Annotated in this window: 8 protein-coding genes; all 8 read right to left on the bottom strand. The window is 34.3% G+C overall.

From position 1 onward, the window contains the following. Positions 1-271 precede the first annotated feature (271 nt). The gene (gene hsdR, locus LOS89_RS07915; protein ID WP_231834742.1) at positions 272-2,629 is read right to left on the bottom strand and encodes an EcoAI/FtnUII family type I restriction enzme subunit R; all 2,358 of its coding nucleotides are present in this window, start codon (positions 2,627-2,629) and stop codon (positions 272-274) included. 155 nt (positions 2,630-2,784) lie between these two features. Then, entirely contained in the window at positions 2,785-4,431 is a 1,647-nt protein-coding gene (locus tag LOS89_RS07920) for an ATP-binding protein (protein WP_231834743.1), read from the bottom strand. Next, positions 4,431-5,591: a restriction endonuclease subunit S gene (locus tag LOS89_RS07925; protein ID WP_231834744.1), complete on the bottom strand. Its 1,161-nt coding sequence runs from the start codon at positions 5,589-5,591 to the stop codon at positions 4,431-4,433. Before LOS89_RS07925 ends, LOS89_RS07920 begins: the two co-directional genes overlap by 1 nt. Position 5,592: 1 nt before the next feature. Beyond that, positions 5,593-7,080 carry a class I SAM-dependent DNA methyltransferase gene (locus tag LOS89_RS07930; RefSeq protein WP_231834745.1) on the bottom strand — a complete coding sequence of 496 codons (1,488 nt, stop codon included), beginning with the start codon at positions 7,078-7,080 and terminating at the stop codon, positions 5,593-5,595. A gap of 397 nt (positions 7,081-7,477) precedes the next feature. Beyond that, positions 7,478-9,670 carry a VapE domain-containing protein gene (locus LOS89_RS07935; protein ID WP_231834746.1) on the bottom strand — a complete coding sequence of 731 codons (2,193 nt, stop codon included), beginning with the start codon at positions 9,668-9,670 and terminating at the stop codon, positions 7,478-7,480. Positions 9,671-9,859: 189 nt separating this feature from the next. Next, positions 9,860-10,141 carry a helix-turn-helix domain-containing protein gene (locus tag LOS89_RS07940; protein WP_153200096.1) on the bottom strand — a complete coding sequence of 94 codons (282 nt, stop codon included), beginning with the start codon at positions 10,139-10,141 and terminating at the stop codon, positions 9,860-9,862. Between the two features lie 89 nt (positions 10,142-10,230). After that, entirely contained in the window at positions 10,231-11,139 is a 909-nt protein-coding gene (locus LOS89_RS07945) for a hypothetical protein (protein ID WP_231834651.1), read from the bottom strand. Between the two features lie 326 nt (positions 11,140-11,465). Further along, a complete protein-coding gene (locus LOS89_RS07950; RefSeq protein ID WP_026724923.1) occupies positions 11,466-12,683 on the bottom strand; it encodes a site-specific integrase in 1,218 nt (405 codons plus the stop codon). Between the last annotated feature and the right edge of the window lie 152 nt (positions 12,684-12,835).

Genomic DNA, 12,835 nt, shown 5'->3' on the forward strand with positions numbered 1-12,835 from the left:
GACCTGTTTTTTGCAAAAATTTTCCAGTAACTAAACTTTTTATTATTGTTAATTAATCCTACGATTTAACTCAGGACAGGCTATGAAGCAAACGGCAGCATTGTGCTAGGAATACTTGGATACCGATAGCTATCGGCACAGGCTAGGAGCGATTTTTGTGCAGCTGAATGAGGTAATTAAATCACTTTATCTAAATCATTGTAATTCTAAAAGCCAAGGTTTTATTTCTACAACTTGGACAGTAATTTCCTTCTTCATTGATTTATTTCATTTAAACATATAAATACTTTTGATACTCTATAAAATTATTTCTGATGGTTTTTAAATCTCCAAGGATTGGTTTGGCATCAGCGATGGTTTTGTATTTTAATTGGAGGAATGTTCCTAATTTTTCATCGTCTAGTTCGTAAACTCCGTTTAGTATGTATTGGTTTAATACAAATTCTAAAAATTCTTGATGGTTGGCATTTAACTCTTTGAAATGTTCTCTCATTTTAGCCGCTCGTTGTTCTCTTTCCAGAATTTCTGATTGGTAAGCTACATAAGATAATACATCGTATATGTCACTGTTTTCTGCATGCAGTATTTTTTGAAATTCTGATAGTTGCTCTTTTGTAAATCCTTTTTCAGAAAGTCGTTCTAATAAACTTTTTCTTGTTGCTGGTACACTCCATTGTGTTTTTAAATCTTCTTCTGAATTGAATAAATCAGGAATTGAACCGTATAGTGTTTTTAAGAATTCTGTTGCTGTAATGGGTTTACCCTCTGGACTCCAAAAAGTAGTAGTTGTCATAGATTGTAACTGACGTACTTTTCCATCTGATAATACTACTTCGATTATTTCTTTTTGATTGTCGCAACGGCAATCGATGTAGCCGCACATTTCACATGGTTCTTTATCTGGTTTTGGACAAATGCATGGTTTTTGACCGCAAACGGAACATTCTTTTAATGGTCCTCGAGGTTCTTTTGGTTCTGGTTCAAGTGGTTCACCATCCCAAGCTGGGTCATTGAAATGTTTGTAGGCTTTTACAAAATCGTAAATAGTAAAGTAATCTTTCCCTTCAAAATAACGAGTTCCTCGTCCTACAATTTGCTTGAACTCAATCATAGAGTTAACCGGTCGCATTAATACGATATTGCGAATTTCGGGAGCATCTACACCTGTGCTTAACTTTTGCGAGGTCGTAAGGATTGTAGGTATCGATTTTTCGTTGTCTTGGAAATCTCTTAAATGTTTTTCTCCTATTTCACCATCGTTTGCTGTTACTCTTTGACAATAATTAGGGTTTTTACTTTCGCAGTGTTGGTTGATTAAATCTCTTACCGCTAAAGCATGGTCTTGGGTAGCACAGAAAACTAAGGTTTTATGATTTTGATTGATCATTTTCAAAAATTCCTTTACTCGGTATTCTTCTCTGGCTTTTATGGTTATGATTCTGTTGAAATCGCTTTCTGTATATTCTCTTCCTTCTTCGACCATTCCCGATATTACATCATCATCTGAAGTGAATTGGTATTCATCGATATTGGTTTGAATTTGTTTTACTCGGAATGGTGTTAAGTACCCATCGTTGATTCCTTCTTTTAATGAATACACAGAAACTGGTTCGCCAAAGTATTTATAGGTATCGCCGTTTACATCACGTTTTGGTGTAGCTGTTAACCCTAATTGGGTTGCGGGTTCAAAATATTCTAAAATAGCTCTCCAGGTACTTTCGTCATTGGCACCACCACGGTGACATTCGTCTACAATAATAAAGTCGAAGAAGTCTTTAGGATATTGACCGAAATTTGGTTCTTCTCCTGACATGAAGGTTTGGAAAATGGTAAAAAAGATACTTCCGTTTGTGGGAACTTTTCCTTCTTTTTTTATCTCTGATGGTTTAATTCTCTTTAATGCATCATCTTCAAAAGCACCAAAAGCATTAAAGGCTTGGTCGGCTAAAATGTTTCTATCGGCAAGGAATAAAATTCTTGGGCTACGGATTCCATCTTTGTTGATGTTCCATTTGGCTTGGAATAATTTCCATGCAATTTGAAAGGCTACGGCGGTTTTTCCTGTACCTGTTGCTAATGTGATTAGTATTTTCTTTTGGTCGTTTGCGACCGCTTTTAATACTTTATTGATGGCATTTTGTTGGTAATATCGTAGTTCCCAACTTCCTCCTTTGGTTTCGAAGGGTACATTGAAAAAGCGTTGTTCCCAATTAAAGGCATCTTGGTTTTTCTTTTGTTCTACTGCATACAACTTTTCCCATAATTGTTCTGGTGTAGGTACTTCTGTAATGTCTCCTTCCTTTCCTTGAAGGTCTGCCATGTAATATTTTACACCATTAGTACAAATGGCATATCTCAAATTTAAACGAGTAGCGTAATCTTTAGCTTGTGCCAAACCTTCAGTATAGTAGCAGCCTTCTGCTTTTGCTTCTAAAACAGCTACATTACGATTGTTGAATTGCAGAATGTAATCGGCTTTATCTGGCATGGCACGTTTGCCACTTCCAATAAGGCGACCTTTTGTAATGGGATATTCCCTGCGAATTCTACTTTCAGGAATAACCGCCCAACCTTGTTGTTGCAAGTGTGGGTCAATTAATTCGGCACGGGTTTCGGATTCGTTTCTCATTTTTGTTATAATATTTATAAAGTACTCAATACAATCACCTTTATAATGTTTTATAAAAACATCTTTTTTATCCCTTGATTTATAAGTACTTATTATTTTATTTCTTTTACCTTATGTTTTTTATTGAGCATTTTATTGAGCATTTTTCGATTTACTTACATGTTTTGCTCAATAGAATATCTCAACCACTTTTTAATGCCATCAGACTTTAGTTGACGATTATCAACCATTTGCTTCAACATTCTACGAACTTTGTGCTTATTAATTTCTAGTCCTATTCGTTGATGTATTTCACTAAATGCACTATTTGGATAGGCTGTTAGGTCTTTAAAGATTAATTCTTCTAATCGATAATCTTCGATATTTTTTAAATTGGTTTTGCCTTTAAAATTAATTTTACGGATAAATTCAGGATTGACGGCATATTGTGTCCCTTTTCCTTTTCCTGTTTTAATAACTAATTCTAAATCAATTAATCGACCTAACCAGTTTCTTAAACCAACTTCTTCATTTTGATTTAAGATGCTGGATATTTCAAGAGCTGTATAGGATTGTTGCTGTGCTAAAAGACCTAAAGAAATTAATTCTTTTTGTTTTAAAGTAAATTCGTTACTTGCTTTATCCATTAATCGAACCACTTCTTTACTCACGAATTGTTTTTTTACAATTACAGTTACTCTTTCATTTGTTTCAATAACGGTTGGTAATGGTTTTCCTGAACCTAGTAATTTTGCATATACTAAATCATAACCACTGCCTTCTTTTTCCATCAAACCTAAATCGTAGAAAACTTTTGATAAATGTTCATTTCTTCTTATTGATTGGCTTAAAATGTTTTTTGGTGTAACCCCAAAAGGTAATCTACCTGGACTATGAATTTCCATTCTGTCAGGGTATATATTTATAAAAACATCACCTCTAGTGGTGTATGTTCTATGAACCAAAGCATTAACCACTAATTCTCGCACTACTTCAATAGGGAAAAAAGGAATGTTTTTTCTGAACATTCCTTCAGATACTTCGACACTTTCTTGCCAGTCTGGCACATCGTTTAGTACTTTTTCTAGAAGTTCTTTTGGATTGGCGAAATAATCATCTAATAATAGTTTCCAAACTTTTTCATCTTTATCATCAAAACGAATAACCTGAATAGCAGGAGGATATAATAATGAAGCTCTGTCGTTTCTTTTACCAATCCAAAGAATACCTAAATTGGTTAAATACCCATTTTTTTGAATAAAATAAAAATCTAGAATTTCATCATCGCTCATTTCCTTTATGAATGAACTAACCCGCTGCGAATTTCTAACCTCTCTTATGAAATTTATACGTTTTGATTCATCAAATTGAGAAGCTGGCACTTTCTTAGTGATTTGTTCTTCCCAAACAAAGGCATTTCTATCTGCAGCTAAGCGTGCCATTTCATCTGGTGGTATGGGCTTACATTCGTCATGAACTCTTACATAATATTTACCATCAGTAGTTGAAGCAATGGTTTGTGCATTTCTAAAAATTTGAATTTTTAAAAATTCGGCTTTGTTTTCTGCTGTTTCAATAGTTACCGCAACACTAACATTAATGGTTCTTTGTGCTATGTTTTTTTGAATAATATCCGGTTGGTTTCTATCTACTATTTTTTGTTTTTCTGGTGGCAAAGTAGCTGCATCTTCAATTCCAATATAGATAAAACCGCCTTGTGCATTCGCAAAACTAACACAATCTTTAGCTAATTCATCCCAATCCGTATTTTTCCCTTTAAGGAATTTGAGTGATTTTTTATCTATGTTTTTATTTTCTTCCATTACACTTTTTCTATTTCTTTAGTGCTTAACTCCCCTTTAAACGCTTTCTCTAAAATACTTTTTTTGAGTTCTTCTAGATTGGCTAGTTTTTGTTGGTATTTGGTTACTAATAGATTGGTTTGTTCTTGTAATTTTTCGATTTGAGGAATTAATCGTTTTTGTTCCTCAATATTGGGAAATGAAATTTTAATTCTTCTCAAATCATCATTATATAACCTTGAAATTGTTGCTCCTTTTGATGGATTCCAATCACAAACTTTATAGAAATGGTATAAAAAATCATTTAAAACTTTATCCTCATTATTATCAATCCAAACGATATTTGAATCTTGAAAAAATGAAGGTTTACCATCAAAAATTACTGTTCTTCCAATAGTTCCAGATGCAGATAACAATATTTGACCTTTTTTTGGATAGGAATACTTTGTACTATATTCTTCAAAAATTTCTTTAGAAATATATGCATCAGGTTCTTTTCCAAATGTTCCTATTTTATAAAATGGGATATCACCTTTTGGTAATGTTTGATTTTTTAAAATTCTTTTACACATTGAAACTTTACCCAATTCTCCTAATGTTTTTATCTGCCAACCCTCGTTATTTTCAGTTTCAGTGCTTAGAGTATTTTTAGAAAAAATTTGATTCAATTTAGATTGAAACAATTCTTTAGCGTTGGCGATGTTTTTTTCGATGTTGGCTTTGGCTTGATCTATGGCTGCAAAAGCTTGGTCGAGTTTGGCTACTATAGTGCGTTGTTCTTCGAGAGAAGGTAATGGTATTGGAATACTTCTTAATTTTTCCTGATTAAGTTTAGGTACAGTCAAGCCAGTTATATAATCAGATAAATCACGATGATTAAGGTAATAAACCAAATAGCTGTCGATTAAATTATTTTTTGGTTTTAAAACATGTGCATGATTATTCACCCAAACTTTACCTTCTACAATAAAAGCAGTGTTATCACCAGAACACCATTTTGCACCATCTTCCCCAACTAAAACTAACCTTTCATCAAAGATAAAGTCATTTACATAATCTACTATACCTGTCGCACCATAGTATGGAAATTCCCCAGCTATTCGTTTATTTTTAGATATAGGTTTTCTTTTGTTATCTAATATTTCACAAATTTCACCTAACTTTTCTTTTTCCCATTTCATATTACACCAACTCATTTAAAGTTCCTAAAATCTCATTGGTTTCTTCGTCTAGTGTTTGCATTTCTTCTAAAATTAGTGCTGGTTCACGTAGTGGAGCTTCTTCTGGTTTGTTTGGGTTTTTAACGGATAAGTCGTAATTAGACACTTCGCCTCTCGACTCCGCTCGAGATGACAACGCTGCAATTGAGAGGTTCCAAGACTTTTCGGTTTCGGGCTTCGACACGCTCAGTTTTAGAAAATCTTCTAAATCAGCATCGTTTAATGGGTTGTTTTTGCCTAAGTTTCTACCGGCATCAAACTGATAGTACCAAATGTTTTTTGTAGGTTCGCCTTTGGTAAAAAACAACACTACTGTTTTAACTCCTGCCCCTAAGAACGTTCCTTGAGGCATGTCGAGTATGGTGTGCAAATTACAGGTTTCTAATAAGTGTTGGCGTAAAGCTACCGAAGCGTTATCGGTATTACTTAAAAACGTATTTTTAATGACTACCGCTGCACGACCGCCAGCTTTTAATGACTTAATAAAATGTTGCATGAACAAGAATGCCGTTTCTCCTGTTTTGATGTCGAAGTTTTGTTGCACTTCGATACGTTCTTTTCCTCCAAATGGTGGATTAGCTAGGATGATATCGTAACGGTCTTTTTCTTGAATGTCGCGTATGTTTTCGCCAAGGGTATTGGTGTGCACAATGTTTGGTGCTTCGATGCCATGCAAAATCATGTTCATCGTACCGATGATGTAGGCTAAGTTTTTCTTTTCTTTTCCGAAGAACGTATTGTCTTGTAACTGCTCTAAATTGGCAGCTGTTTTTTCCATTTTCTCATACAAATACTCGTACGCTTCACACAAGAAACCTGCAGAACCACAGGCAGGATCGTATATTTTTTCTCCAATTTTCGGGTTCATTACTTTTATCATCGCACGAATCAATGGTCGTGGTGTATAATATTGTCCACCATTACGACCGGCATTGCCCATGTTTTTAATCTTGGTTTCGTACAAATGCGATAGTTCGTGTTTGTCTACACTGGTTCCAAATGGTAAACCGTCGACCATGTTGATGATTTCACGCATGTTATACCCCGATTTGATTTTGTTACTCAGCTCGGAGAAGATTTCGCCAATTTTATATTCGATGGTTTTTGGGTTATCGATGTGTTTTTCTTTGAAACTTGCTAGGTATGGGAATAATTCGAATTCTACAAACTTTACTAAATCGGGTCCGATTAGTGCTTTGTGGATGTCGATTTCTCCTTTTTCATTTTTAGGCGCTGCCCAAGTTTCCCATTGGAATTTTGGTTCTAGAATAGCTGTATAGTTTTTTCCTTCTAGTATGGCTTCGTCTTCGCGGTTTTTGTCAAAACTGTCTAAGTATCTTAAAAACAATACCCAAGAGGTTTGCTCGATGTAATCGATTTCTGAATCTGCTCCTGAATCTTTATATAGTAAGTCGTCAATGTTTTTGAATGTTTGCTCGAAATTGGCCATTGTATTTTCGTAAGTTTATTAATTCGTAAATATAGTTAAAAGCAATTGAAAGAAAAATGAGGAAAACCGTATTTGAATAAAAAATAATGAAAATTAAAGAAAAAAAAAGCAGGGTGTAGGGTGTAGGGAAAAAACGTGTAAAAGATTTTTATTTTTTTGAAAATAAAAAAAACGGATTTATTCGAGGAATTGGGTGCAAACTACACTTAGTAGTTTATTGATTTGCTTTTGATTGTACTGATGTTGCTAGAAAATTTGAACAGTAAAAAAACTCAAAATGTTTGTGTGGAAATTTGGTTACACCCCTTACACCCTCTTTTTAGTGTTCAGTTTTCGGTGGTCAGTTTGCAGAAAAAAAAGTGGCAACTTTCGTTTACCACTTTTGATTTTTTTGAGTTTAGATTTCGGATTGTCGGTTGGTTTGATCTACTTCTTCGTAGGTAAATTCTTTTACTGCGTAGACTGGACTTCCTTTTCGCATTAGTCTTGTGAAATTGTGCTTTTTTAAAGCTTTTCCGATTTTGTTTATTGTTCCGTCGTTAATAGTGATTTTTGCTCTTTCTGCTAGTTTAGCTGCTATTTGTGAAGCATTTAAAAATGCATTTGCCTTTTCTCTATCGCAAGGTTCAAACCATGTTAAAAGCAATTCTTCTTCTGGGCTTCGTAGTTGGTATTGTTCGTTGTTTTCTGTGATGTTTTTGATTTCTTCTTGGTCGAACCAATGTCTGAATCCTGTTTTAAATAAATACAAGGCTTGGGATAATACATTGTCAATATTGATTTCGTGTTGGTATTGGATGTTTTCCACTTCAAAACAAAGGAATCGTCTGCTTCCTGTACTGTCGTTTAAGAATTGCGCTGTGTTGACACTTCCGGCAAATGATGCGCGTCTTGGCATAGTTTCGTTGTTGTGTCCGTAGGCTTTTCTCATTCTGATTTGTGTCTTTGTGATGATTTCTTTTAAGCTACCAATTTCGGAACGGTTTAGATTTTCTAATTCGTCCAGGTTAATCAACATACATTCTGATAGCTGTACTAAAGTGTCTTTGTTGTTTGGGTTTATGGTTCCTGAGAACAAATACTCTTTTAATTTTCTAGGGACTAGCTTTTCTACCCAAGTGGTTTTTCCTAATCCTTGTTTTCCACTGAATACAATTACCGTGTGATTGATTACTTTGTCATCCAATACACAACCGACCATTGCTACCATCCATTTTTTAAAACACTCTTGCCAAAGTTCTTGTTTTGTAGTGGTTATCGTGTTTGCTAATTCTAAAATATAGTCTGTTTTTTCATCATACGATGGTAGATTGTAAAAGTAATCTTCGAATGGATTGTATAATTCACAGAAATCGGAATACAATAGGTTTCGCAAAGAAGAAAGGTTTGTTTTGATTCTTCCTTTTAAACATTCGCGAAGCATTGAGTTTTCTATAAAGTCGTTCATTACATGCCATTTCTTTTTACCGAAATATTGAAACTCTAACTTGCCTGAAACCATGTTGTGCCGAAATACATATCTTGTGGATAGGAATAATTCTAATCGGTCGATTTGGGTTGGTTTTGGTTTGTCATCATCGATTTCATCGATGTTAGCCTTCTTGGAAGGAGTTTCCTCGGCATAGCTCGGAATGACAGCGTTTTTTGATTTACTTTTAGTGTTTCTGTTCTTTTCAAAGTATTCATCTTTTCCAAATTCGTGAATGTTTCCGTAGGCGCTGTGTACTGTTTGTGTTACTTCTTTTTCGTCATAGCCAAAGTCTGTTAGTATGAAGCTTAGTGCTTCGTTTAATGAAATGCCTTTTCGGTTTAGGTTGCACGCGAGTTGGTGTACGAATACATTTCGGCTACCTGTCACGTATTGCACTTTTTTTTCGGTGAAACGAACGCAGTGGTTATAAACAGCTTCGCTGTTTTCCGTTGTCGGTTGTTGGTTGTCGGTTTGTCGCACTTCGACAGGCTCAGTGTGACTAGATTGATTTGAGTTTGTTGCACTCAAACGCATCTCGCCCCTCGACTCCGCTCGGGATGACAGCATTTCATTTTGCTCTCCTGTGACAAATGTCTTTGCAGCTTCGTTATGATAGAGGTTATCGTCGAATGAGTAGAAACATAGTCGGGTTATGTCTTTTCCGGATTTGTCTATTTCATGGTTTAATAGGGTTTCATAGTGTTTTTGGATGGCTAAAAAGGTTTCTTTATGGTCTTCTTTTGTGGTGTTTACTTTTACTAAAATCTTTAATCCATTGCCTGATGGACTTATGAAACTTGCATAGGTGTATTCAGATTGATTGGCTTTATGTTTTGCGTTTTGTAAATCGGTTTGACTTAATTTATCGATGTCTAGGATTATGAAATTGGAGTATGCTTCCAAAAATTCCATTTTTCTTCCACCTACAAATTTTCCTGAAGGTGTGAATGCAGGTAATGATTTTTTGGCTTTTTCATAGGCTTCTAGTTTGTTTTCGGCTAATGATTTACGCAAATAGGTTATCCCTGGTCTGTACTTTCCTGTTTTGATTTCGTGCAGGATTTCGGGAATTGTTTTGTGTTCTATTACTTCGTTGAAGTTTTTGAAGATTGTTATCATGTTTGAGTGAAAAGTGATTAGTGAAAAGTCTTAGTGGTTGTTCCTGTTTTACAGTCACATACCTCACATGTTCCATTACATTTTTTTTTATGGTAGTTTTTATTTGATTTTTTAATTGTCATAAAGAATCGCTTTATTTTTATTGGATTTTTTTTTATAAAAAAGCAGTTGTTAAGTTGCGATTTCATACTATTTTCCTTTGAATGATTTGTTGTAGTGTTCTTGTAGTAGTTTTTCAACGTCAGAAAGTTTGTAGTAGATTTTGCTTCCTACTTGACTGAATGAGATTTTACCTTCATCTCTCCAGGTTTGTGCTGTGCGTTTGGAGATTTTCATCAGCATGATGAACTCTTGATTGTCTAAGAAGGTTTCTTTCTTTGGGTCTGGCTTGGTGTTTAGTTGGCTTTGAATTGCATCTAATTTTGCCATTAAGTCATTGTACTGGTCTTTTGTTAAAATAATTGCTTCCATTTTCGTGGTTTTTAAAAGATTATGGAGCAAAATTGTGAAGTAAAAAAAAGTCCCTTAGTCCCAAACGGGTCCCAAGGGACTATTATTTTTTAGAGGAAGTTATCGAGGTCTATTCGTTTGTGGGTCTTTGGTCGTTTATCGCCTCGTGATGGTTTGAGGATGGTTTCGACTGTTTGGGGACTTATTTCGTTGTTGTCTTTGTCGATAAAGTTATTGACGATCATATTTACTATGTCGCCATTGGAAGCATCAATAAATGATTTTCCATCAACAAATAGTTCGCGACTTAGTTGGTAGAATATATCTACTAATTGGTTTAGGTTTCCGTTAAATTTTAGTTTTTTAGTTATTAGTTTTTTCTCCAGTTCTAGTTCTTTTTCTTTCTCAATTTCCGAACGCATTTTGCGAAGCGTTTGTAATTTTTCAATCAACTGAACGCATTGTTGGTCATAAGAATGTAGTTTACTGTTTATTGAAATGATGTCGGCTTGTCGGTATTCGAAAATTTCTTCGTTTAAAAATAAAATTTGATCATTGAAGGATTCCATTTTTTCAACCTGTTGTTTGATTTCAAAAAATGAAAAATAACGATCTTCCGATTCGGCATTGATTAACCTTTTTGGAGTACTTTGTTTGGTTTCTTTTATGCTCGAAGATTGCAGCTCTGTTCGTTTTTTCTCGATTATGTTGTACAATTTATTGAATCTACTCAATGCCTTTTGACTAAAGAATAGTTCTTCATTGTTGGCTAATAATTTTTCGAACTTGTTTAACCAAGTGTTTCCGTCTTGGGCAATTTGGAGTTGGTAGTTAATGAATTCGGGTAGTTGGGATTGTGGGATTGTAAATACTTTTTCAAGTAAAGCAATACAATAGTTTTCCAGTGTGGGTTCCTGGTCGTGCGTAATGTCAAAAATAGAAGCTGCACTTTGTGCTGTGTCGATAGTTCTCCATTCTGAGAATAATGATTTTTTGATGTTTTGCCCTTTCAAGTTCACGTTTTTTGCCGGTGTTAAATTTGTTCATTATTTGTTATTTGGTTACACTTTTTCCAATGTCACTACTTGAAATGGTATAGTTGCTTGAAGTTCAGGTATACTTCAAGTTGATTTCAATATGATTTTGGATTTTTTTTAATATTTGGGATGCCTAAAATTAGAACAAATTCAGTACCGCTTTGCGTTGTTTTTCGTACAAGTTTTCAACAAAATTGCGAGGGCTTGTATTTGCTAGGTTTTTGGAATTCAGGAGTAAAAAAGGATAAAATTTACCTTCGAAAAAGAAAACGAGAGTAATTTTTTGAAGTAATTACTCTCGTTCTGTTTTAGTAGATGTAGTTGTCAACCGCTTTGTCTAATTCTTCTGAAATGATTTTAGCATATACCTGGGTTGTGCTAATATCGCGGTGGTCCATTAGTTTTGAAACGTGCTCAATTCTCATTCCGTTATTTAAAGCATTGGTTGCAAAGGTATGGCGGCTTATGTGAAATGTTACTTTTACTGGAATTTCTAATTTCTTTGCTATGCGCTGTAATTGAAAATTAGCTGCTTTATTGGCACTTTCAATAAAAGTATAACGGTATTCATCATTCTTTAAATACAGCTCTTTATTTGTGATTACAGGGAATATAAAGTCATCTTGTTCTGCATTTTCCTTTTTGTATTTGTTGATGATGTCCAATGCTAACTGCCCTATTTTAAACTGATGCATTCTTCCTGTTTTGCGAATTACTTTTTGTATTCTTCTTTCTTCTTCATTGAAGTGTTTTACTTGAAATTCTAATACATCACTGAATCGTAATCCTCCAGCGAAAATTGAAAAGATAAACATATCGCGATATACACTCGCTTTTGATTTTTCATCTAGTTTATAATTGATAATCGCTTCGAATTGCTCTTTCTTTAAAAACTGTCTTCTGCTTGGGTCTTTCTTTAATTTCAACTTACTAAACGGATACATGTATTCAGGAATTAAGTCTTCTTTGATAGCTTCTTTAAACATAATCGCCAAAATCATAATCGAATAACGTTGTGTTGTATTTCCGTTTTTTAGTTCGTTGCTTAGATAACTCATATAGTCCATTAATAATGAAACTGTAATGTCATCAAAATAAACCTCCTTGGTTCCTACCCATTTTTCGAACTTATCTAAATAGGCATGGTAATTTTTATAGGTTGAAATGGAAACGTTGTTTCTGATTCGTTCACAATGCTTTCTTGAATACTCGAAGAAATTTGGTACTTCTTTTCCTTTTATGGCTTCCTTTAGTTTTTTAATGGAAACGGTTTTTACTTTACGCTCCATGTCGGCAATTTGTCCTTCAGCATCGGCAATTTTTTGAGCAAGTGCAGCATTCATTCGCGCGCTATTAGGATAGCTTTTCTTTACTCTCTGCTTTGCTTCATCCCAATCACTTTCTTTGAGTTTGAGTCCGGCAGTGATAAATTTCGTTTTTCTATCTTTTATAATTCTAATGTACAAAGGGCTTTTACCTGTTTGATCTTTCTGATTGGTGCGTAGTATTAATTTAATGGATGCCATAATTATAGAATATTAGAAATGTTGTACTATATTTGTAAAGCGGTGAAAACGAGTGAAAGTATTGATTTTACTAGTGTTTCATTCTAGTGCAACGGAGTACTAAGGTACAACAATTGGTACAACAAATCAAGTATTTTGATGCTTTTTTATGC

It is taken from the genome of Flavobacterium channae (assembly GCF_021172165.1).
Taxonomy (GTDB): Bacteria; Bacteroidota; Bacteroidia; order Flavobacteriales; family Flavobacteriaceae; genus Flavobacterium; species Flavobacterium channae.

Coding starts and splice junctions, on each gene's coding strand:
- LOS89_RS07940 (WP_153200096.1), bottom strand. CDS start 10,141: ATGGAAGCAATTATTTTAACAAAAGACCAGTACAATGACTTAATGGCA.
- LOS89_RS07920 (WP_231834743.1), bottom strand. CDS start 4,431: ATGGAAGAAAATAAAAACATAGATAAAAAATCACTCAAATTCCTTAAA.
- LOS89_RS07935 (WP_231834746.1), bottom strand. CDS start 9,670: ATGATAACAATCTTCAAAAACTTCAACGAAGTAATAGAACACAAAACA.
- LOS89_RS07950 (WP_026724923.1), bottom strand. CDS start 12,683: ATGGCATCCATTAAATTAATACTACGCACCAATCAGAAAGATCAAACA.
- LOS89_RS07930 (WP_231834745.1), bottom strand. CDS start 7,080: ATGGCCAATTTCGAGCAAACATTCAAAAACATTGACGACTTACTATAT.
- hsdR (WP_231834742.1), bottom strand. CDS start 2,629: ATGAGAAACGAATCCGAAACCCGTGCCGAATTAATTGACCCACACTTG.
- LOS89_RS07925 (WP_231834744.1), bottom strand. CDS start 5,591: ATGAAATGGGAAAAAGAAAAGTTAGGTGAAATTTGTGAAATATTAGAT.